Origin of the sequence: Sphingomonas sorbitolis, from assembly GCF_036663875.1 — a bacterium.
Taxonomy (GTDB): Bacteria; Pseudomonadota; Alphaproteobacteria; order Sphingomonadales; family Sphingomonadaceae; genus Sphingomonas.
On record NZ_JAXOJS010000003.1, the window covers coordinates 140,685 to 161,903 of the forward strand.

A 21,219-nucleotide genomic window follows, 5' to 3' on the forward strand; every position below is an offset into this window, starting at 1 on the left:
TAGGACGATGCGATGAACCTTGCCCTGCTCGGCTTCCTGATGGTCGCCACGTTCATGACGTTGATCATGACCAAGAAGATGACGCCGCTGGTCGCGCTCATCGTGATCCCGTCGATCTTCGGCGTGTTCGCGGGTGAGGCCGCGGGCCTCGGCCCGATGATGATCGACGGCATCAAGAACCTTGCGCCGACCGGCGTCATGCTGCTGTTCGCGATCCTGTTCTTCTCGACTATGACCGACACCGGCCTGTTCGATCCGCTGGTCGGGCGGCTGATCCGGATGGTCCACGGCGATCCGATGCGGATCCTGATCGGGACGGTCGTGCTGTGCGCGCTCGTCAGCCTCGATGGCGACGGATCGACGACGTACATCATCACGATCGCCGCGCTGCTGCCGCTCTACAAGCGCTTCAACATGAACCGGCTGTACCTCGTCTGCCTGTTGATGACGACGAGCGGGATCATGAACCTGACGCCGTGGGGCGGGCCGACGGCTCGCGCGGCGAGCGCACTGAAGCTCGATCCGGCGACGCTGTTCCTCCCGCTGATCCCCGGCATGATCGCTGGCCTCGCCTTCCTGATCGGTCTCGCGGTGTATTTCGGGCGCAAGGAGCGCGTCCGGATGGGTGAAGCGGGGATCACCGCGGACACCGAGTTCACCGGCATGGCCGTCTCGCAATATCCCGAGGCGCGCCGGCCGAAGCTGATCTGGTTCAACGCAGCCCTCGTCATCACGCTGCTGACGCTGCTGGTATGGGGCATCCTGCCGCTGTCGGTGCTGATGATGCTGGCGTTCGCGATCGCGATGATCGTCAACTATCCCGGCGTCGCCGATCAGAAGGAGCGCATTTCCGCGCACGCTGGCAACGTGCTGGCGGTCGTCTCGCTGATCTTCGCCGCGGGCATCTTCACCGGGATCCTCGGCGGCACCGGCATGGTCGAGGCGATGAGCAAGGCGGTGGTCGGCGTGATCCCGCCTGCGCTCGGGCCGTACATGGCGCCGATCACCGCGGTGCTGAGCATGCCGTTCACCTTCTTCATCTCGAACGACGCGTTCTATTTCGGGATGCTGCCGATCCTCGCCGAGGCCGGCGCGCATTACGGCGTTGCACCCGAGGCGATCGCCCGCGCGTCGCTGATGGGCCAGCCGGTCCATCTGCTCAGCCCGCTGGTGCCGTCGACCTACCTGCTGGTCAGCCTGGTCGGGATCGACCTGGCCGATCACCAGCGCTTCACGCTCGTGCCCGCGATCGCGGTCTGCGTCGTGATGACGATCGTCGGCATGATCGCGCTCGCCTTCCCGTTCGTCGCCTGACGTGAGCATCCCCGCAACCCGCCGCTACCGGAGATTTCGCATGGTCCGACCGCGTACACCGTTGATGCTGCTCCCCGCGATGGGCTGCGACGGGCAGCTTTGGGCGCGCCAGATCGTCGACCTCGCCGGGATCGCACAAGTCGAGTTCGGTGACCTGTCGCGGGACGATACGCTATCCGAAATGGCCGCGCGCGTGCTCGCCAGCGCACCGCCGCGGTTCGCGGTCGCGGGGGTCAGCCTCGGCGGCTACGTCGCGATGGAGATGGTCCGCCAGGCGCCCGATCGGATCGAGCGAATCGCGCTGTTCGGCACGCGCGCATCGATGGACGTCCGGCCCCGCACCGTCGCGAGACAGGGCATGCTCGCCACCGCCCCGCACGCCGATCCGCTGCTGAGCACGATCGTCAGTGGCCCCGCGCAGGCGATGGCGGACCGCGTCGGCCCGGTGGTATTCGAACGCCAGCAACGTGCGCTGCTCGCTCGGCCGGACATCAGCGAGGCGATCGCCGCAATCCACGTCCCGACCCTGGTCGCGGTTGGCGATCGTGACCGGATCTGCTCACCCGACGACGCGCTGTCGCTCTCGCTGCAAATCCCCGAGGCGCGATTCCATCTGTTGCGTGCCTGCGGCCACCTTGCGCCGCTCGAACGCCCGGGCGAGGTCACCGCCGTACTGCGCCAGTGGCTCAGGGCCGGCTGATCCCTCAGCCTAGCGGCTCGCGGTGGTCATCGCCGTGGCCTGCGGCACCAAGCGCCGTTCGATCCGGTATTGCGCGACGATGCCGATGTGATCCGACAGCATCGAGCCATCCGCACGACGGCCGAACGGGGCTGCCAAGGCGATCGGTGTAATCGCGACGGTTGGCGACGAGCGGTACATCAACCAGTCCTTCGCCCGGCCAAGCGACTCCGCCATCGCCAGCGGCTCGGCAATTGGACACGCAGGCGCGGTTCGGCATGTCACGGCAGCCGCCTGGAGCAAGTCGTTCCCCCCGAACATCCGCAGATCGAAATGCGCGCGCCGCGCCAGATCGCGCCCAACGTTGAAATCTCCCGCCACGAGCACCGGCCGATCGCCCGCGCCCATCGAGGCGATGAAGCGCGAAAGCAGGTCGAGCTGCCGGCGATACGCGTAGATCGCCCGCGCATTGGCGGCGCCCGATGCGCCGTTCGAATTCAGATGCGTGTCGACCACCAGGATCGGCGTGGCAATGCCGGGCACCGCGATCAACGCCGCCAGCGCGCCCTTGTTGGCGAGGCAGTCGTAGCCGGCGCAGACCGGATAGGCCATTCGGCGGACTGCGACGATCGGATAGTCGGAGAAGATCGCCAGCCCGCTGTCGACATGCTTGCCGAGACGCTCGCCGACCAATCTGCTGCCGTCCGCGACGAAGCCGTCGTCGCCGGGGGCGCGTGCGCCGTCCGCATCCTCGGCGGGACCGAACGCGACGTAGCGATAGCCCGCGGTCCGGCCGATCGCCTTGGCCTCGGGCACGAAAGCCTCCTGCACCGCGACGATGCTAGGCTGGACATGCCGCTCGCGCATGACCTTCAATTGGTCGCCGATCGCCTGCAATTCGGTCGAGCGGTCCTCGACGATCGGCCAGGGCAGACCGTGCACGTTATAGGTCATCAACGTGATGTCGTGCGCCGCCGGGATGGCGGCGGCGGGAGCGATGGTCAGCGTTACGGCGGCAGCGGCCACCATCAGATATCGAAGCATGATATCGTCCTCTTGAAGACAGGTAGAAAAAGCGGCGCGGCTAGCGCTTGAGCGGCGCGAACGAGAACAGCCCGCTGCGATAGTTCATCACGACATGCGTGGTGGTCAGGCCGTCATGGACGACGACCGTCGCCTGATCGGCATGCGGCTTCGAATGGCCGAGCCGGGGATTGCTCGCAAAGCCGATGCCGTCGTGCAGCAGGCTGAACCCGTGCCCGCCGTCACGCGCATGGACGACGCTCAGCGCATAGGCACCCGGCGCCGGGACACGCAGGCACAGCGACACGGTTCCTGCGGCAGGCACGGTGAGCACCGCGCGGCGGAATACCTTGCCCTGCCCGATCAGCACATTGTCGTCGGCGAGAAAATCGCCGTCCTTCGCCGGGTAGAGTTCGGCACGCAGCACGCCGACGCGATCCTTGAGACCATCGACGTCGACGATCAGCGCCGGCCCTTGCTCATGCGGGCGACAACGCGCTTCGGCAGTGCCCAGCGCCGGGGTCGAGGGCGGCGTCGCGGTTAGGGCCAGCAGGGCAAGCAGGATCACTTGGTACGCTCCATGGTCACGAGTTCGACGGCGGTCAGCGCAGCACCGAGCAGCAGATGGGTGATGAGCCAGAGGCCGGCGATCATCGTCAGCACCGCGGTCACGTCCGACGTCCGCCCGACGGTGAACGCGACCAGCCCGGCGAACACGATGTCCTTGTTGGGCAGCAGCGGCAGCCGCGACACGAGCAGGCGCAGCGTCGCGAGCGCCAGCCACCAGGCGAGCGGCGCGGCCGGCATCACCGCCGCCCACAGCAATGCGGCGAACAGCGTGGTCGCGACGATCCGAAGGAAATGGATGACCGCGATCCGGCTCAGTTCGGGGCGCGGCAGGGTCAGCAGCTTCTTGCGCAGGACGAGCGTGACGAGCGACGGAATCGCCATGCTGGCCGCCGATATCGTCATCACCTTGGCATCGGTGCCAAGATGCAGCGCGCCGAGCGCCTGCCAACTGACCACGGCCAACGCCAAGGTGCAGACATTCGCGACCACCGCGGACAGGACCGAGACGTCCTTGATTGCGCCGAACGGCGTGCCGACCATCGTCGCGTGTTTCCGCGCCCAGCCGTAAAAATACAGCTCGCCCGAATAACCGAGCACGATCTCGTTGCTGATCCGCTTGCGTAGCAGCGCGAGGATTCCGCTGGGCGGGAGCTGCCAAAGGCGACGATAGATCACCCATTCGCTGAACGGCGTTACCAGATAGCCGAGCGCGAAGATCGTCCAGAACAGTGGCGAGTGCGGCACCATCCGCAGCATCTCGCGACCGTCGATCCCGCGCAGCTGCCACAACGCGGCGATCAGGATCGCAGCGGACAATAACGGCGCGAGCCAGCGGCCGAGGAAATTCTTGCGGACGGTCGTCGGCGTCAACTGCGGCAGTTGCACGCGCGTCAACGGTGTCATCGTCAGCGGCATGTCGTTCATGCGGCGCTCCTTCGAACGATACGGGGTCTGGAAAGTCTCGCGGGTCGCGCATCGGCGGGACGGGAGACGGGCATGCAAACCATGATCATTGCCCAACGACGCCGCCGTGCGCGGCTCCCCACAGCCGTGGCTGTCGCTGCGGTGAAATAAATTTTTGCCACACACGGCGTGAGGACTGCGGACGCAGATCCGCGGTGCCGTCCCGTCAACAGCGATGCCATGACGAACGAGAGCTATACGATGGTACAGACCCAATTCGCCGATCCGGCCCCGTTGCGGGCGCCTCCTGCCGCCAAGCGCCTGATCGTATCGATCCATGACGCCTCGCCAACTTTCGCGTTGCCGATCGCGATGCTCGCCGAGCGGATCGAGGCGATCCTGGGCGGGCCGCGGTTTGCGATGCTGGTGGTGCCCGATCACTGGGGCAGCGCGCGGATCGACCAGTCCCCGGCGTTCGTCCGGCGGCTGCGCGACTGGGCGGATGCGGGCGTCGAGATGTTCCTCCACGGCTGGTTCCACCGCGATTCCAGCGCACATCGGGTCGGCGCCAGCGCACTGAAGGCGCGCTACATGACCGCGGGCGAAGGCGAGTTTCTCGGGCTTGATGCGGTCGAGGCGGAACTCCGCATGCGCGCCGGCCGCGACATGGTCGAGCAGGCGATCGGCCGCCCGGTCGCGGGGTTCATCGCCCCCGCCTGGCTCTATGGTCCGGGCGCGCATGCCGCGTTGAAAGCCTGCGACTTCGCGCTCGCCGAGGATCATTTCCGCGTCTGGCAGCCGCGGACCGGCGCGATCGTCGCGCGCGGCCCGGTCGTGACTTGGGCCAGCCGTTCGCCTGCGCGCACCGCCAGTTCGCTCGCGGTCGCCGCCGCCGCGCGCGCGCTGCCCGACTGGATGCCGACCATGCGCGTCGCGGTCCATCCTGGAGACGTCACCAAGGAATCGCTGCTGACCAGCATCGACCGCACGCTCCGCACGCTGGCCGAACGCCGCACGGTGTCGCGCTATGCAGATCTGGTCGCCGAGCAGGTCCCGTTGGCGGTGGCGGCATGAAGATCGTCGACGTCTGCGCGTTCTATACCGCGACCGGCGGCGGGGTGCGGACCTATATCGACCGGAAACTGGTCGCGCTCGCTGACCGGGGTCACGAGATCGTCGTGATCGCGCCCGGCGAAGAGGATCGCGAGGAGCAGCGTGGCCCCAATGCGCGGGTCCGCTGGCTGCGCTCGCCGCGCTTTCCCCTCGACCGCTCCTATCGCTATTTTGCCGATCGCGAGGCGCTGCACGCGATGCTTGACGAAGAGGATGCTGATGTCGTCGAAGTGTCGTCGCCGTGGCGCAGCGCCTCGATGGTCGCGGACTGGCGGACGCGGTCGGGATCGCGCGCGCGACTGTCGCTGATCGCGCATGCCGACCCGCTGTCGGCCTATGCCTATCGCTGGTTCGGCAACGTCGCCTCGACGCAGGCGATCGATCGCGCGTTCGACTGGTATTGGCGGCATCTGCGGCGGCTCGATGCGCAGTTCGATCATATCGTCAGCGCGAGCGAAAGCTTGACGCAACGCCTGCGCGACGGCGGTCTGCGCAAAGTCACGACCGATCCGATGGGCGTCGAGCCGGGCCAGTTCTCGCCACGGCTACGCGATCCCGAGCTGCGCCGCGAGATGCTCGCGCTGTGCGGTCTCGGCGAGGATGCGCTGCTGCTGATCGGCGTCGGTCGCCATGCCCCCGAAAAACGCTGGGACATGGTCGCGCAGGCCGCTGCTATCGCCGGGACGCAGGCGCCGGTCGGGCTGCTGATCATCGGCGGCGGTGCGCGGCAACGCCGGGTGATCGACGCGATCGGCGACAATCCGCACGTCCGCCTGCTCGAACCGGTCCGCGATCGCAGCGCGCTCGCCCGCCTGATGGCGAGCGCCGACGCGCTGATCCACGGCTGCGAGGCGGAGACGTTCTGCTTCGTCGCGGCGGAGGCGATCGCGTCGGGGCTGACGCTGATCGCACCCGACCGCGGCGGTGCGGCCGATCTCGCCTGCGCGAACGACGGCGCGCTGTATCGCTCGGGCGATGCGCAGGACGCCGCCGAGGCGATCCTGGCGGTCGCCGGCACGATCGAGACCTCGGCGCAGCGCCGCCGCCCGGTCCGGACCATGGACGATCATTTCGACGCACTGCTCGCGCTCTACGGGGCCGGCAACGACACCGCGATCGATCACACACGACGGTATCAGCAAGGAACAGGACGATGACCGCGATTGCGCCACCTGCCTTCATCATCAACGAAACGTCCCGTTTCGTCACGCCGGCGCGGACGACGCGGATCGAGCAGGACCGCGTGCTCGACACGCCGCAGACCGTGGCGGCGTCCCCGTGGCGCGCGCCGCTCTTCTATCTGTCGTTCGTGGCGGCGGCCTTGCTGCTGGTCGCGGTCGCGATCATCCTGGCGTGGCGGATGATCAGCGGGTTGCGCCGAGGCTGATACGCGTACGCTGCGACGGCAGTGCGAGCACCAGTACGACGATCGCCACCGCCAGGACCGCCGACGCCAGCGGCCGGCTGAACGCGAGCCCGCCATGATCGACCGGCTTGTCGAGGAAATCGCCGACCGCCGCACCCAGTGGCCGGGTCAGGATGAAGGCGCTCCAGAACAGCAGGACACGGTCGACCGCGGTCCAGGCGTACAGCGCCGCGATCACCACCAGCATCGCGCCGAAGATCACCGCCGCGCCGCCATAGCCCAGCCCGCTGGTATCCGCGGTCCAGTCGCCCAGCGCGGTACCGAGCGTCTGCGAAAAGGTGATCGTGATCCAGTAGAAGAGTTCCGCGCGCGGTTCGTGCACGGTCTCCACCGCGACCGTTCCCAGCACCGACCGCCACACCGCCAGCGACGCGACCACACAGGCGAACAGCAGCGCGGACCCACCGGCATAACCGATCCCGAGCGAGCGCGTCGCGAAGTCCGCCATCGTCGTGCCCGCGGTGGTCGAGGCGATGATCGTCGCCCAGTATAGCAGCGGGTGATAGCGGTGCGCGGCAATCTGTCGCCAGACCAGCACGATCAGGATCGCCAGGAAGATCGCGGTGCCGATCAGATAGCCGAGGTTCATCGACATGCTGACGGTATCGCCCGCGGTCTCGCCGAACGTGGTGGCGAGGATCTTGACGATCCAGAACCCCAGCGTCACCGCGGGCACCTTCGCCAGCGCGTCCCTGTGCGTCATGTCCTGCTCCTCTTTGTGCCGGCGTATAGTGATTTTTTCCCGGTCTTGCATGACTTTACGGTGCCGGAGTCTGACGCCCCGCCCCTTCGCGGGGAAGACCGTTCGGTGCCGACCACTGCGTCGGCCACCATTTCAAACGCGACTTCCGATCCGGCAAGGCGCTAGAGAGCAACCATGTTCGAACGGGGCATGACATTCGGAGCGACGTCGTAGCCGACTCGGATCCTCTTCAGCCTGCCGGTCTGTCGGCGGTACTTGCGGCGCATCGCCCGCAGCTCGTCCGGTTCTTCACCGGGCGGACGGGTAGCATCGCCGAAGCCGAGGACGTCGTGCAGGAAATCTGGCTGCATATCGCCGAGCCGGTCGCGGGCCCGATCGCCAACCCGCTCGCCTATCTGCACCGGATCGGCATGAACATCGTCCTCGACCGCGTCCGTGCGAACGGTCGGCGAGCGCGGCGCGACAGTGGCTATGTCGAGGCGACGACGACCGTTACGGGGGGGCTGGCCGCGGGCGCCGAGGCGATCGACGACGCTCCCACGGCGTTCGACGCGGTCGCCGGACGACAGCGAGTCGCGCAACTCGCCACCGCGCTCGCGGGTCCGCCCGAGGGCGCGATGCGCGTGTTTCGCCGCCACAAGATCGACGGTCTGTCGCATGCCGAAGTCGCCGCCGAATTCGGGATCAGCCGCAGCGCGGTCGAGAAGCATATCGCGGTCGCGCTCCGCCATCTCAGAAAGGTGCTAAATGATTGATTTTCGCGCCGGACTGCGGTGGCTTGCGCGTGGTGGCGTCTATGAGGCGAGCGGGGGGCATCCGCTCGGAACGAGGGTGCCGTAATGGATGCAACGACCCAGGATCCGATCGACGCAGCGGCCACCTGGCACGCGCGGATCGATGCGCCCGACATGGACTGGGCGGGCTTCGGCGACTGGCTCGACGCCGATCCGTCGCACCGCGCCGCTTATGACTCGATCGCGCTGCTCGATGCCGAGATCGCCGCCGCGGCCCCCGCGATCGCCGCGTTGCTGCCCGCGAACGACGACGGCGCTTCCGATCATGCCCCGCCGGCGCGCTCGACCCGCTGGCGGTGGATGGCGACCGGTACCGGCGGCGCGCTTGCCGCAGGTCTGGCGTTGCTGCTGATCGGGCCGACGCTCAGCGGCTCCGATGCCAGCGTGCAGACCTATGCGACCGACGCCGGTAACACCCGCGCAGTCACGCTCGCCGATGGCAGCGCGATGCGGCTCGATCGTGGGTCGCGGGTGTCGGTGTCGGGGGGCACGACCCCGCTGATCGAGATCGCGGACGGCGCGGCAAGCTTTTCCGTGCGCCACGATCCATCGCGGACGTTGATCGTCCGCGCGGGCGGTTATGACATCCGCGACGTCGGCACGCGCTTTGCGGTCGTCAATGCGCAGGGACGGATCTCGGTCGCGGTCGCCGAGGGCAGCGTCAGCGTCGCGCCGCATGTCGATGATGGCAGCACGTCGACCACATTGACCGCCGGCCAGCGGCTCGACATCGATCCTGCCACCGGGATCGCCGCACGCCGGACGGTCGCACCGACGTCGGTCGCGGACTGGACCGATGGGCGGCTGGACTATGACGGCGCGCCGTTGCCGCTGGTTGTCGCCGATATATCGCGGTATGCACGGACCCCGCTGGTGGTCGATCCGTCCGCCGCCGGGCTCGTTTTTTCCGGGGTTTTGACGATTGGCGACGGCTCGCGGCTTCTCGATCAGCTTCGCGCGGTGCTGCCGCTACGCCTGCACCGCGCTGATGGTGTCGTCCATATCGAGCGCACCGGCCCACGCTGACCCCGCGCGCACGATCGTCATCCCCGCCGGATCGCTGAAGACCGCGCTCGATTCGCTCGCCCGCCAGACCGGCATCTCGATCGGCATGGCCGGCGAGCTGCCCGATGCGCCGGCCCGCAAGATCACGCGCGCCAACGACGTCGCGCAGGCGCTGAAAAGACTGCTCGCGGGAACGCGCCTGCGCGCGGTCCGCGTCGATGCCATGACGTGGCGGATCGAGCCCCTGCCTCCGCGCAAGCCCGGCGTTCGACCGGTCGCACCGCCGATCGTCGAGGGCGGCGACATCATCGTCACCGCCAGCAAGCGCGACGAACGCCTGTCCGACCTGCCCGCGTCGATCACCATCCTCGGCGGCCCCGCGCTCGACCGGCTCGCCGGCAAGCGCGGTCTGGTCGATCTGCTCGCGACCACCGATGGTGCCTTCTCGACCAATCTCGGCCCCGGCCGCGACCGCGTGTTCCTGCGCGGAGTCGCCGACAGTGCGTTCAACGGCACCAGCCAGTCGCTGGTCAGCCTGTATCTCGACGATGCGCGGATCGGCTATTCCTCGCCCGATCCCGACCTCCGGATGGTCGATATCGACCACATCGAGATTTTACGAGGACCGCAGGGCACGCTCTACGGCACCGGTGCGCTAGGCGGCGTGATCCGGATCGTCACGACCGCACCCGATCTCGACGAGGTCTCGGGCAACGTCGCGGGCGAGGCGACAGGTATCAACAATGGCGCATTCGGTGGTGCGCTCGACGCCACGCTCAACCTGCCGATCGTGACTGGGACGTTGGCGTTGCGTGCGTCGGGCTGGACCGAGACCATGCCCGGCTGGATCGACGACACCGGCCGCAACACGCGCAACGTCAACCGCACCGCGCGCAGCGGGGGCCGCGCAGCGCTGCGGTGGGCGATCGGCGATGGTTGGACTGCGACCATGAGCGGCATCGGCCAGCGGATCGATGCGCGCGACAGCCAATATGCGACCAGCGGGCTATCGCGCGCGACGGCGATCGCCGAGCCGCAGGACAATGATTTCCTGTCCGGGTCGCTCGATATCCACGGCCCGATCGGCAGCCTCGACGCGCAATCGACCACCTCGATCGTGTCGCATGAATTCGGCAGCACCTATGATGCGAGCGTCATGGCCGCTGCGCTCGGCACGACCGCACCGGTTGCCTATGTCGAGGACCGCGCGATCCGGCTGGTGACGCAGGAGGTCCGGTTGAGCGATCCGACCGCACGCCACCCATGGATCGTCGGCGCGTCGATCCTGCATGCGACCACCCGCCTGAAAGGCCGCTTCGAATCCGACGCCAACTCCGTGATCGCGCGCGACGACAAGGAGGCGGTGTTCGAAGCGGCGGTGTTCGCCGAGGGCACGCAACGGCTGTCGTCGACGCTCGACCTGAAGATCGGTCTGCGCGGCTTCGTGACGGTGAACGACATCGAACAGCAAGGTCCCGACGACCAGAGCACCACCAAGCTGGGCGTCACGCCGAGCGGCACACTCAGCTGGCACCGCGACGACGTCGGACTGATCTGGCTACGCTATGCCAGCGCGATCCGTCCCGCCGGTGTCACCCGGGCATCGATCAGCACCGAGCAACGCATCCCCGGCGATGAGTTGCAGAGCATCGAGATGGGGTGGCGCATCCACGGCCTCGACGATCGGCTCAGCCTCAGTGGGGCGATCTTCGGATCGTTCTGGGAGCATCTTCGCAGCGACGTGGTCGGATCTGACGGGTTGTTCGGCACGGTCGATGCGGGGAACGCCACAAACTACGGCGTCGAGTTCGGCGGACGGTTCGACGCGCGGCCCTACACGATCGACTTCGGCACCACGATCCAGCGCGCGCGACTGACGTCACCCGCCGATGATCGCGCCTATGATCGCGCGGGGCAGGACGATCGTCGCCTGCCGGTCGTACCCGATTATTCCGCGCGGCTGGGGATCACGCGACGGTTTTCGCTGATCGGGATGCCGGCGAGCGGGTATGTCACGGCGCGGTATATCGGCCAGACGCGGTTGAGCTTCGATCCCCTGCTCGATCGGCCGGCAGGCGATTATGCCACGATCGGTGCGGGCGCGACGCTCGACGACGGACCACGACACTGGTCGATCGCGATCGACAATCTCCTCGATGGACGTGGCAACAGCTTCGGGTTCGGCAATCCCTTCACGCTGGCGACGACCACGCAGACCGTTCCGATCCGACCGCGGGCGGTCACGCTAAGACTTGCGATCGGGCTTTAGCCACGGCGCCCCCGCGCGATGCATTCGCGCGCGGCGACTAAACGATGTCATTGTACGTTACCCGACGCGGGGCTAGCGGCATGCTGCCATGTCGATATTGCCCCCATCGCCCGCCAAGTCCTTGAACTGGTTGCAGCCCTTGCCGGGCCTGCGAATCCTGCGGCGTGGCGACGTACCGATCACGCGCGTCCAGATCTATGGCCAGCGGTGCAGCGGGACCAACCTCGTCACGCGCGCGATCGAGGCGAACATGCCCGGCGTCGAGATCACCGAGGCGTTCGGGTTCAAGCATTGGTTCGTACCGCCGCAGACGCTGTTCGTGAAGGATACGCTGGTGCTGGTCGTGGCGCGCGATGCGTATGACTGGGCGCGCAGTCTCCACCGCCAGCCTTGGCATGCGCACCCCGAGCTGAAGGCCAAGCCCTTTGACGCGTTCATCCGTAGCGACTGGCACAGCTATTGGGACGATCATTTCGGGCATATCGAGCCCGGCCATCCGATGCATGGCGACGAGATGCTGCACGAACGCGATCCCGAGACCGGCGAACGCTTTGCCAATTGCATTGCCAAGCGGACCGCCAAGCTGCGCCATTGGTCGTCGCTGACCAACCGCGCGCACAACGTCGCGCTGCTCGGCTATGACGCGTTCGCGCGCGATCCGGCGGCGTTCGTGAGCGCGTTGGCGGCGGCGGCAGGGCTGGTGCATCATCCACAGTTCGTGCCGATCACCAGCTACAAGGGACAAGGCTACGCGCCCTATGTGCCGACGGCGTACCCCGATCTAGCAGCAGCGGATGCGGAACATATCGCCGCCTGGCTCGATCCCGAGATCGAGGCCGCGTTCGGGTTGAGCGCCGACTATGCTGATCGACATCAATCGCCTTCGCGCGTGGCTTCGGTACAGCAATCGGCATGAGCCAGCCGATCACGTTCTTCATCCATCACCAGGGCCGCGGCCATGCCAACCGCGCGATGGCGATCATCCGCGAACTGCCGCCCGAGCGCGCAGTGACGATCCTGACCGCCAAGCCGTCGCTGTTCGACGGGTTCGAGCGGCCGATCACGATCGCGGCGCTGCCCGACATGATCGGCGCGCCTGTGCCGACCCCGGGGCTGTTCGCACAGGCCACGCCCGAGGTGATGCACTGCGTCCCGCTCGGGGTGGCGAAGACGCGGGCGACGATGCGGACGATCATCGACCATCTCGACGACGTCGATCCGGCGCTGTTCGTGGTCGACGTCTCCGCAGAGATCGCGTTGCTTGCGCGGATCGCCAGCGTCCCGGCGATCAGCATCCGGATGCACGGCGACCGGCTCGATCCCGGGCATCTCGGCGCCTATCAGGCGAGTGTCGGCCTGCTCGCGCCGTTCGGCGAAGCGCTCGAGCAGGGCGACACGCCCGACTGGGTTCGCGCGAAGACGTGTTACGCGGGCGGCCTATGCACGACCGTCGATCCGGTCCCGACCAAGGCCGAAGCGCGCGCGAAACTCGGGCTTGATCCGAACCAGGAGATTATCGTCGTACTCACCGGCGGCGGCGGCGCGGGCACGCCCTATGCACCGCTGACGATGGCGGCGCGGGCGGTGCCGGACGCGCTGTGGCTGGTGCTGGGGCCGGTCCACCGCGAGGGACACGAAACCGATTTCGGCAATCTCGTCGAGCTCGGCTGGGTACCCGGCGTGACCGACCACATCGCCGCGGCGGACGTGGTAATCGCGTCGGCGGGCGACAACACGGTGCACGAGATCGCGCGCGTCGGGCGGCCTTATGTCTGTGCGCCCGAATGGCGATATTTCGGTGAGCAGACGCGCAAGGCAGAGCGGCTGGCGGAACTGGGCGCGGCGGTTGCGCTTCCGGCGTGGCCAGGCGCGCTGGCACCATGGCGCGGGATCCTCGATGCGGCCAAGGCACTCGATCCGGCGGCCCTTGCCAAACTTTACAACGACGACGCGGCGAAAGTGGCGGCTGAGTATCTGGAAGGGCTGGCGGTTTCACTATGGGCGACGGGATAAGCGCGTCCCGGCGCCAGCCTCCTCTGGCGCGAGGAAGGATCGACAGTGGGACGCCTTCGCCACCCATTCTTTCCGTACTCGCTTCCTTCCTACCGGCCGTTCTACGAATAGCGCCCAAGCCCCTCGCTCCACGCGTCATCCCAGCGAAAGCTGGGATCTCCTCATGAGGCTCCCGCCAGCTGTCGCACAGGAAACCCCAGCGTTCGCGGGAGTGAGGGAATTGGGGGCATGCCAGAAAGCAGAAGAGGCCTAGCGGGAACAGAACAGGCATAGTCAGGATAGGCTGATGTCCGGAAAGAGCATTCACGACCTACACGCGTAAAGTCGGGCAGGCACCGAGCCTCAGCTGAACAGCGTCTCCGGTGGCATCTTCGACGCAATCATTTCCGCGTCGTTCGGCTGGCGCAAGACCGTGATCGTATCCGCATCCCACGCGATCAAACCGTTCTCGGCGAACTGGCCGAGCCAATATTGCATGCACCACCGCCCCCATGTCGCCCGGAACAGCCGCGCATTGCGGATGATCGCGTCGAAATGCTGATAGGCCGGTGTGTGGACGATGTGGTGCTGATGATACGCGCGCGCGCCTCCAACCCACCACATCCCGACGCCCGCGCGCTCCAGTCGTGCGGCGAAGTCCGTCTCCTCCCCGCCATAGCCGACATAGCGTTCGTCCATCCCCCCGGCTCGCGTCCAGTCCGCGGTGGAAATCCCAAACGACAAGCCCCAGAGTTCGCCATGCGTCGGTGTCGGACGAATCTCGTCGAGAGCGATCGGCGGCTTGTCGGGGTGGCGCTTGCCGATCCGGTCAAGCGCAACGAAATCGATACCGTCCGTGATCGCGCCAGCGGGGAGATACAGAACCTCTCCCAACCGAATGCCGCCAGGCTCGGATCCCGTCTCGACATAGCGTTCAACCAGGGTCGAAGACGGCACGCAATCGACGTCGAGAAAGATAAGTTGCTTGCCTGATGCCGCCGCCGCCGCACGATTGCGCGCCGCGGCAAGCGGCATCGCGTCGCCTGATACGAACACCTCCCGGATCGGAAAGTCGGTCGAGGGTAGATCGATATGCGCCGCTGGCTGCATATAGGCGATCACCAGTTCGTCGGGCTTGCGCCGCGACGCGTTCAACCCGGCAATCAGGTTCGCCAGATGCGCGCGACGCCCGCGGACGAGCGTGAGGACGCTGACGCTCACGAGGCCTGCTTCCGTGCCGCGGTGAGCGACTCCGACTGTTCGGCCGCGGCGCGGAAATACGCCACGCCTTCGATCACCCCGCGCGCATGATGGCCTACCGCGACATAGCCATGCGCGAGGTCGGCGCGCGTGGCGAGGCCATCCGAATAATTGCCGACGATGATCGCGTGGCGCGACGAGCGCAGCATCTCGATATCGTTGCCGCTGTCGCCCGCGACGATCACCTGACGCGGTTCGAGGCCGAGGCGGCGGCGGACATGCTCGACCGCCGTCCCCTTCGATGCAGCGTGCGGCAGGACGTCGAGATAGCGGCCGTGGCTCTGGATGATCGAACAGCTATGGCCGTGTTCCGCCAAAAGCGCGCGCACGCGTTCGGCCGCCGCCATGTCACCATCAGCGAAATAGCTGAGCTTGAACCGGCGTTGTTCTAGCGGGCTTTGCGGAGTCAGTCCGGCGTGCTGGCCGATCAGCGCGGCAACCGCGTCGCGATCCCATCCGGCGGCGATGATCCCGTCCCATTCGGTGTCGCGGTCGTACACCGCACCGCGCACCGTCCGGTAATAGATCTCCGAACCGACCGACGTAATCAGGATCTCGGGGCGTGGCGCGTCGTGCTGGCCGAGCACCGCCATCGCGCTGTGAAAGCTGCGCCCGGTGGCGATCGCGAACGCAACGTCAGTCTGCGCCGCATGCCACGCTGCGAAATCGCCGACGCCTTGCGCGCAACCGATCAGCGTCCCGTCGATGTCCGAAACCAGCAACAACGCCGGGTCGCTCTCAGCGAGCGGAACCGCGGAGCCGCCGACGACCTCCTCGAGCAGGCCCACGTAAAGCTGTACGTGGCGGTCCCAGTCATACGCCCGGATCGCAACCGATCCCGCCGCCGAATAGCGCGACCAGAGCGCGGGATCGTCGAGGATCTTGACGATCGCATCGGTGATCGCGGTCGACGAGCGCGGGTCGACGAGGATGCCGTTGCCGCACGTCTCGACGATGTCGTTCGGACCACCGCTGTCGGTCGCAACCACCGGCAGCCCGCTGGCCGCCGCTTCGAGCAAGGTGAGCCCGAACGGTTCGTTGAGCGCCGGATTGACGAAGATGCCCCGTCTGGTCCGCGCATGCGCATACACTGCAGCGATATCGTCGGGGCGGTGGTGCTTGGGGTAGGCCACCTTGCCGTACAGATCGTAGCGGTCGATCAGCTGGAGCAGTTCGGCGACATTGTCGCGGATCTCGGGCTCGAGCGTCGCGCTGTCGTCGCGCGTGCCAGCCAGGATCACGAGGTTCGCCGCGGCCTGCAAGGCAGGCGACCGGCCATAAGCGTGAACGAGCGCGGCAAGGTTCTTCTTGGTCACCGGTCGCGCGATCGCGAGGATCACCGGCTTGGAAGGGTCGTCGAGGAACCGGTCGATCAACGCGTCGACGCGTGCGTCGGTGCGGCAGTTGGCAAACTGTTTCAGGTCGCTGCCGGGCGCGAATACGCGAATCCGACCGGGATCATAGGCAGCATAATCGGCGTACTGGACCTCGGCCTCGTCGCGCGAGGAGGCGATGATTGCGGCGGCGCCGGCGATCGCCTCTTCCTCGATCGCGATACGGCGATCGAGCCCTGCAGTCTCCGCACAGTCGCGATCGAACGCGGCCAGCTTTACCCGACCCAGCGAGTGCGCGGTGAACACGTACGGAATGCCGGTCCGCGCCGAGACACGCGCCGCGACCAACCCTGCATCGGCGTAGTGCGCGTGCATGACGTCGGGTGTGCGGTCGAGCGTGGCGATATGCGCGACCAGGGCCTCGACCAGGCTGTCATGCTCGGTCCACAGGTCTTCCTTGACCAGATACGCATCCGATGCGGTCGGCAGGCGGACGATCCGCGTGGTGCCGTCGATCGTCTCGATCGGCTCGGCATAGCATTCGGCATAGGCCATGTGCCGGAAGGCGCGGGTGACTATTTCCATCCGGTCGATCGCCGGATTTCGACCGCTGGCAGCGACGAGATCGAGCAGATAGCGGATATGCCCGCCGGTATCCGCGGTGAGTCCGTATTCGACGTCGGTTGCGCGTAAACACCCCTGTAACGCGATATGTAGTACGAACACCCTTCCCCCGTTCATCTGGAATTCACACAAGGAACCCCCCGCGGGGTTGCCGAGTTCCGGGCAGATGAAACGCGAAACCCTTGAATTGACGCAGATTAATACATTCTGTTTGGTACGCCGGTCGCCGTGCGACAACGCATCGTGAGGATTGCTCTACTTACCTGGGCGTATCCCCCTGAAAAGAGCGGACTTACGCGCGCCGCGCGGGAGATTGCGCAGTCACTCGCAGAAGCGGGTCATGACGTCACAGTATTTGCGATGGATAGGCGCGAAGACAGCCGCGACGGCCGGGTTTCGGTGTTCGGCTGCGGTTTGCGCGAAGGGTCCCTGCCCGCGCGCCTGCGCAAGATCGCCGGGATCGGGCATCTCGTGGCGCCTTTCATATTCCGCCGGGCGGTTGCGCGCGAGCACCGCCGCGCACCGTTCGACATCGTCGAGGCGACCAACTGGTACGCGCCCGGTCTGGCGATCGCGCTTACCGGCCCCGCACCTCTGGTGACGCGCAACTCCACCCCGGCGGCAACTTCGGCGGAAACCGTCACGAGCCTTCGCGACCGGTTCGATCGCCGCGCCGCGATGCTGGCGGAACGCATCGCCGCGCGCTTCAGCAAGGCTCTAATCTCGAACACGCAGCTTCACGGCGATAAGATCGCGGCTCTGTACGGCGTCGCGGCGCCCGGCGAAGGCGCGCGGCACGCGGTGATCGGCCTCAGCCTGCCGCCCGAGATCGTCGCGCGCGGCTCTGCGGCGACCTACCCGCTCGGCGAACCGATAGACTTGCTGTTCGTCGGCCGCGACGAGCACCGCAAGGGGTTCGACGCGCTGATCATGGCGTTGCGTATCCTGTCGCGCCGCGCGGATGCCGGGATGCGCGATTTCCGGCTGACGATCGTCGGCGTACGCGCGGAGGACGTCGGCGCGATCCCGGCGTCGGCCCGCGCGCGGCTGACCTGCCACCACCGCGTCGAGGAGGCCATGCTGCATGATCTGATGGAGGCGGCACACGTGATCGTCGCGCCGTCGCGGTACGAGAGCTTTGGGCTGGTGTATCAGGAGGCGATGATGTTCGGCCGCCCCGTCGTCGCCTGTGCGGAGGATCCAAGCGCGCGGCTGTTCATTGGGGAAAGCGGTGCCGGATTGCTGGCGAAGACCTGCACCGGGGACGATCTCGCGACGCAGATCCAGCGGCTGGTCGAAGACCCGGTGTTGCGCGCGCATTATGCCGCTGCGAGCCGCAGGGCCGCAGGGATGTTCACGCGGGACACGCTCGCCGCGCAGACGGCCGCGGTCTACCGCACCGCCACGGGATCGAAGGGGGCGAGCAGCAACGCCTCGTCCTCGGGCCTGCCCGCGCCAGTCGACATCGCTTCGTAGATCCGCGTCCGCTCGCGCACCCGCTCGCCATCGAGCCGGTGGTCGAGCGCACCGGCCAGCGCCAGCGAACTTTCGACGAACGGTACGACCGGGCGCTCATGGACGCGTCCGGCAAAGCGGATGTCGCTGCGGTTGAGGCGGTACTGGATGTCCGGGTAGGACGCGGACTGCACGCCGTCGACGAGGTTGCGGCGTGGTAGTCCCAGCGAACGCAGCCCATCGCGATCCGCCGCCGCGACCAGCCAGCCGAGCGCATCGAGCAAGGCAGCGTCGGGGCGTTCGTCGGTGTCGATCTGCAACACCCAGCGGGTCTGCGTCATGTCTTGGAGCCGATAGCGCTGGGCAGCAAAATCGCCGTCGAGCGGGTGGTGGGCGACCTCGATCCACGGAAGCCCTGCAGCAAGTTCGCGCGCCGCGTCTGCTGTAGCGTCGAGGAGGACGACGATCCGGCCAAACGCGCTGCGATAGTGTGTTGCGATGTCGACGAGATCGGCGGTGGCGGCGGCACGCGCGATGATGCCGAGGCCAACGGCGTGCGACACGGTCTGCGCAGGGACCGCCTCCGCCTGGGCAGGCCGGTAGTCGTGCGGGAAGCGGACTGCGTTTGGCGCGACGGCGGTCGGTTCTACCTCGAACCCGAACCGCCATGCCGCGTTGCGCAATCCCGCGGGGTCGAGCGTCCAGCGCTCGGCAGGCTCGCGCTCCAGATCGACGACACCGCTTTCGAGCCGGGCGACGATGTCGCGGGCCACTTCGCCGACCTCGCTCACGTCGCGCACCATCAGGCGGCAGTGGCTACACTCGGACCAGTCCTCACGCGGGAGCCAGTCCCAATTGCCACAGATCGAGCATCGCAATCGCATGGGTCCGGCAACCCTTAGGCCGGGCTAGGGGTTCCCGTGCCGCTCGCCGGCACCGGGCACCCGGTCCGTCCTAACTTACCGCCGTCATCCTGACGAAAGTCAGGATCCAGGGTAACGGGCGCTGCCTTGCTTGGCTCTGGATCCTGACTTTCGTCAGGATGACGGGAGTAGTTTCAATACCCCAGCGTATGCGCCAGCGTCAGCAGCAGCCAGTACAGCCCCCCCGACAGCAGCATCGCCACCGGCAGCGTCATCACCCACGCCAGCGCCATGTTCATCACCGTGCGCCGCTGCAGCCCGGCGCCATTGGCAACGCTCGCACCCGCAACGCCGGACGACAGGATATGCGTGGTCGACACCGGCATCCCGAAGTTCACCGCCAGCAGGATCGTCGACGCCGCAACCAGCTCGGCCGATGCGCCCATCCCATAGGTCAGATGCGTCTTGCCGATCCGCTCGCCCACCGTCACGACGATCCGCTTCCACCCGACCATCGTGCCCAGGCCCAGCGCCAGCGCGACGGTCACCTTCACCCAGGTCGGGATATAACGCGTGCCCTGCTCAAGCCCGCTATCATAGCTCTTTAGCGTGGTGATCTCCTGCGCGGTAAACCGACCCTGCGCTGCCTTGTCGGCGGCGATCAGCTTGGTCGTGTCGAGCACCAGATACATGTCGTTGCGCAGGTTCGGCGTCGCCGCGGCGGGCACTTTGCCGAGAGAACCATAGCCCGCGATCCGGCTCGACACGTCGTCCGACAACGTTGCCAGCGCGCCATAGACGACCGGGTCGGCGACATGCTTGCTCTTCAGCGCCTGCGTGACCTGCGCGCGCGCCGCGCCCACATCGGTCGGTGCGCCATCGGCATGCGCGCGGTAGGCCGCCGACGCCGCCTGCGCGGTCTGGACGAACGCCGGCGTCGCGCTCTCGGGCATCGTCCGGTTGAGCGCATAGGCGGTCGGCGCGCAGCCGATCAGGATGAGCATGATCAGCCCCATCCCCTTCTGCCCATCGTTGCTGCCATGCGCGAAACTGACCGCGGTGCACGTGCCGATCAGCAGCGCCCGGATCCCGCGCGGCGGCGGCGTCTGGCCCTCGGGCGCCTCGTACAGCGCCTTGTCGCGGAGGAAGCGCTTCATCACGAGCAGCAGCAACAGCGCGCCGACGAACCCGACGATCGGGCTGAACGCGAGCGCGGAGAGCACTTTCCAGACCTGCGCCATGTCGACGCCCGACGTCCCGTCCGCGCCGCCGTTCATGAGCTGATTGGCGAGGCCAACGCCGAGAATCGAGCCGATCAGCGCATGGCTCGACGAATTAGGCAGCCCGACCGCCCAGGTCGCGAGGTTCCACACGATCGCCGCGAGCAGCAGCGCGAAGATCATCGCGAACCCGCCGACGCTGCCGACGTTGAGGATCAGGTCGACCGGCAGCAGCGTGACGATCGAATACGCCACCGCGCCCGACGACAGCATCACGCCGAGGAAGTTGAAGAACCCCGACCACACGACCGCGAGCGGCGCGGGCATCGAATGCGTGTAGATCACGGTGGCGACCGCGTTGGCGGTGTCGTGGAAGCCGTTCACGAACTCGAACCCGAGCGCGATCAGCAGCGCGAGCGCGAGGAACGCGAACGCCCCGCCCGCCAGGCTCTCGCCGACCTGAGCTGTATCGAACGCGATGCTGAACCCGGCATAGGCAAGCCCGCCGATCAGTACGGCCAGGAAGATCCACCGCCCCGCCGGGTGCAGCGAATGATCGAGCTTGGGACCAGTGCGCGGCGCCGATGCAGCGCTCGAATCAGCCATCAGCGTGTCGGGTGCGAATGTGGAGGTAGCCATGGGGGTGCAGTCGGCTCTTACGATGACAATCTT

The 21,219-nt window shown here is 67.1% G+C and carries 19 protein-coding genes; 11 read left to right on the forward strand and 8 right to left on the reverse strand.

Features of this window, described 5'->3' with window-relative positions; genetic code table 11:
• The first annotated feature begins 12 nt into the window (after window positions 1–12).
• Together U1763_RS09900 and U1763_RS09905 are read left to right on the forward strand one after the other, a co-directional pair.
• Window positions 13–1,314, forward strand: a complete 1,302-nt coding sequence (locus tag U1763_RS09900) for a CitMHS family transporter (RefSeq protein WP_056064457.1) — start codon at window positions 13–15, stop codon at window positions 1,312–1,314.
• Window positions 1,315–1,354: 40 nt separating this feature from the next.
• The gene (locus U1763_RS09905; RefSeq protein ID WP_332755086.1) at window positions 1,355–2,014 is read left to right on the forward strand and encodes an alpha/beta fold hydrolase; all 660 of its coding nucleotides are present in this window, start codon (window positions 1,355–1,357) and stop codon (window positions 2,012–2,014) included.
• A gap of 9 nt (window positions 2,015–2,023) precedes the next feature.
• Here the strand turns inward: U1763_RS09905 and U1763_RS09910 are convergent, their stop codons facing one another.
• From U1763_RS09910 to U1763_RS09920, 3 genes are read right to left on the reverse strand one after another with little or no spacing between them, the layout of a single operon-like run.
• Complete coding sequence (locus U1763_RS09910) at window positions 2,024–3,037, reverse strand: endonuclease/exonuclease/phosphatase family protein (protein WP_332755087.1); 1,014 nt, start codon at window positions 3,035–3,037, stop codon at window positions 2,024–2,026.
• 40 nt (window positions 3,038–3,077) lie between these two features.
• Complete coding sequence (locus U1763_RS09915; RefSeq protein WP_332755088.1) at window positions 3,078–3,584, reverse strand: DUF2141 domain-containing protein; 507 nt, start codon at window positions 3,582–3,584, stop codon at window positions 3,078–3,080.
• Window positions 3,581–4,510 carry a hypothetical protein gene (locus U1763_RS09920; RefSeq protein ID WP_332755089.1) on the reverse strand — a complete coding sequence of 310 codons (930 nt, stop codon included), beginning with the start codon at window positions 4,508–4,510 and terminating at the stop codon, window positions 3,581–3,583. The genes U1763_RS09915 and U1763_RS09920 overlap by 4 nt, the downstream gene beginning before the upstream one ends.
• Window positions 4,511–4,750: 240 nt before the next feature.
• Between U1763_RS09920 and U1763_RS09925 the strand changes: the two genes are divergently transcribed.
• Genes U1763_RS09925 through U1763_RS09935 form a run of 3 tightly spaced genes read left to right on the forward strand, consistent with a single transcriptional unit; the run spans window position 4,751 to window position 6,989 of the window.
• Entirely contained in the window at window positions 4,751–5,563 is an 813-nt protein-coding gene (locus U1763_RS09925) for a DUF2334 domain-containing protein (protein WP_332755090.1), read from the forward strand.
• A complete protein-coding gene (locus U1763_RS09930; RefSeq protein WP_332755091.1) occupies window positions 5,560–6,759 on the forward strand; it encodes a glycosyltransferase in 1,200 nt (399 codons plus the stop codon). The genes U1763_RS09925 and U1763_RS09930 overlap by 4 nt, the downstream gene beginning before the upstream one ends.
• Window positions 6,756–6,989: a hypothetical protein gene (locus tag U1763_RS09935; protein WP_332755092.1), complete on the forward strand. Its 234-nt coding sequence runs from the start codon at window positions 6,756–6,758 to the stop codon at window positions 6,987–6,989. Before U1763_RS09930 ends, U1763_RS09935 begins: the two co-directional genes overlap by 4 nt.
• On the opposite strand, the gene U1763_RS09940 is transcribed toward U1763_RS09935, so the two are convergent.
• Window positions 6,967–7,731, reverse strand: coding sequence for a COG4705 family protein (locus U1763_RS09940; RefSeq protein WP_332755093.1), 765 nt, complete (start codon window positions 7,729–7,731; stop codon window positions 6,967–6,969). The two genes, U1763_RS09935 and U1763_RS09940, sit on opposite strands and share 23 nt — an antisense overlap.
• Before the next feature lie 242 nt (window positions 7,732–7,973).
• Between U1763_RS09940 and U1763_RS09945 the strand changes: the two genes are divergently transcribed.
• From U1763_RS09945 to U1763_RS09965, 5 genes are all read left to right on the forward strand, one after another.
• Entirely contained in the window at window positions 7,974–8,486 is a 513-nt protein-coding gene (locus U1763_RS09945; RefSeq protein WP_332755401.1) for an RNA polymerase sigma factor, read from the forward strand.
• 84 nt (window positions 8,487–8,570) lie between these two features.
• Window positions 8,571–9,551: a FecR family protein gene (locus U1763_RS09950; protein WP_332755094.1), complete on the forward strand. Its 981-nt coding sequence runs from the start codon at window positions 8,571–8,573 to the stop codon at window positions 9,549–9,551.
• On the forward strand, window positions 9,448–11,799 hold the full coding sequence (locus U1763_RS09955) for a TonB-dependent receptor (RefSeq protein WP_332755095.1): 2,352 nt from the start codon (window positions 9,448–9,450) through the stop codon (window positions 11,797–11,799). Before U1763_RS09950 ends, U1763_RS09955 begins: the two co-directional genes overlap by 104 nt.
• Before the next feature lie 88 nt (window positions 11,800–11,887).
• Window positions 11,888–12,715 carry a hypothetical protein gene (locus U1763_RS09960; protein ID WP_332755096.1) on the forward strand — a complete coding sequence of 276 codons (828 nt, stop codon included), beginning with the start codon at window positions 11,888–11,890 and terminating at the stop codon, window positions 12,713–12,715.
• Window positions 12,712–13,812 carry a glycosyltransferase gene (locus tag U1763_RS09965; RefSeq protein ID WP_332755097.1) on the forward strand — a complete coding sequence of 367 codons (1,101 nt, stop codon included), beginning with the start codon at window positions 12,712–12,714 and terminating at the stop codon, window positions 13,810–13,812. Before U1763_RS09960 ends, U1763_RS09965 begins: the two co-directional genes overlap by 4 nt.
• 342 nt (window positions 13,813–14,154) lie before the next feature.
• On the opposite strand, the gene U1763_RS09970 is transcribed toward U1763_RS09965, so the two are convergent.
• Complete coding sequence (locus U1763_RS09970) at window positions 14,155–15,012, reverse strand: glycosyltransferase family 2 protein (protein WP_332755098.1); 858 nt, start codon at window positions 15,010–15,012, stop codon at window positions 14,155–14,157.
• Complete coding sequence (locus tag U1763_RS09975) at window positions 15,009–17,111, reverse strand: HAD-IIB family hydrolase (protein ID WP_332755099.1); 2,103 nt, start codon at window positions 17,109–17,111, stop codon at window positions 15,009–15,011. Before U1763_RS09975 ends, U1763_RS09970 begins: the two co-directional genes overlap by 4 nt.
• Before the next feature lie 141 nt (window positions 17,112–17,252).
• Between U1763_RS09975 and U1763_RS09980 the strand changes: the two genes are divergently transcribed.
• Complete coding sequence (locus U1763_RS09980) at window positions 17,253–18,485, forward strand: glycosyltransferase family 4 protein (protein WP_332755100.1); 1,233 nt, start codon at window positions 17,253–17,255, stop codon at window positions 18,483–18,485.
• Here the strand turns inward: U1763_RS09980 and U1763_RS09985 are convergent.
• A complete protein-coding gene (locus tag U1763_RS09985; protein ID WP_332755101.1) occupies window positions 18,401–19,255 on the reverse strand; it encodes a glycosyltransferase family protein in 855 nt (284 codons plus the stop codon). The two genes, U1763_RS09980 and U1763_RS09985, sit on opposite strands and share 85 nt — an antisense overlap.
• Before the next feature lie 266 nt (window positions 19,256–19,521).
• Complete coding sequence (locus U1763_RS09990; protein ID WP_332755402.1) at window positions 19,522–21,153, reverse strand: inorganic phosphate transporter; 1,632 nt, start codon at window positions 21,151–21,153, stop codon at window positions 19,522–19,524.
• Window positions 21,154–21,219: the final 66 nt, after the last annotated feature.

What these genes read in the sequence shown, in the direction of transcription:
- U1763_RS09940 (WP_332755093.1), bottom strand. Translation starts at nt 7,731, where the DNA reads ATGACGCACAGGGACGCGCTGGCGAAGGTGCCCGCGGTGACGCTGGGG.
- U1763_RS09925 (WP_332755090.1), top strand. Translation starts at nt 4,751, where the DNA reads ATGGTACAGACCCAATTCGCCGATCCGGCCCCGTTGCGGGCGCCTCCT.
- U1763_RS09935 (WP_332755092.1), top strand. Translation starts at nt 6,756, where the DNA reads ATGACCGCGATTGCGCCACCTGCCTTCATCATCAACGAAACGTCCCGT.
- U1763_RS09950 (WP_332755094.1), top strand. Translation starts at nt 8,571, where the DNA reads ATGGATGCAACGACCCAGGATCCGATCGACGCAGCGGCCACCTGGCAC.
- U1763_RS09960 (WP_332755096.1), top strand. Translation starts at nt 11,888, where the DNA reads ATGTCGATATTGCCCCCATCGCCCGCCAAGTCCTTGAACTGGTTGCAG.
- U1763_RS09905 (WP_332755086.1), top strand. Translation starts at nt 1,355, where the DNA reads ATGGTCCGACCGCGTACACCGTTGATGCTGCTCCCCGCGATGGGCTGC.
- U1763_RS09965 (WP_332755097.1), top strand. Translation starts at nt 12,712, where the DNA reads ATGAGCCAGCCGATCACGTTCTTCATCCATCACCAGGGCCGCGGCCAT.
- U1763_RS09990 (WP_332755402.1), bottom strand. Translation starts at nt 21,153, where the DNA reads ATGGCTGATTCGAGCGCTGCATCGGCGCCGCGCACTGGTCCCAAGCTC.
- U1763_RS09900 (WP_056064457.1), top strand. Translation starts at nt 13, where the DNA reads ATGAACCTTGCCCTGCTCGGCTTCCTGATGGTCGCCACGTTCATGACG.
- U1763_RS09920 (WP_332755089.1), bottom strand. Translation starts at nt 4,510, where the DNA reads ATGAACGACATGCCGCTGACGATGACACCGTTGACGCGCGTGCAACTG.
- U1763_RS09930 (WP_332755091.1), top strand. Translation starts at nt 5,560, where the DNA reads ATGAAGATCGTCGACGTCTGCGCGTTCTATACCGCGACCGGCGGCGGG.
- U1763_RS09910 (WP_332755087.1), bottom strand. Translation starts at nt 3,037, where the DNA reads ATGCTTCGATATCTGATGGTGGCCGCTGCCGCCGTAACGCTGACCATC.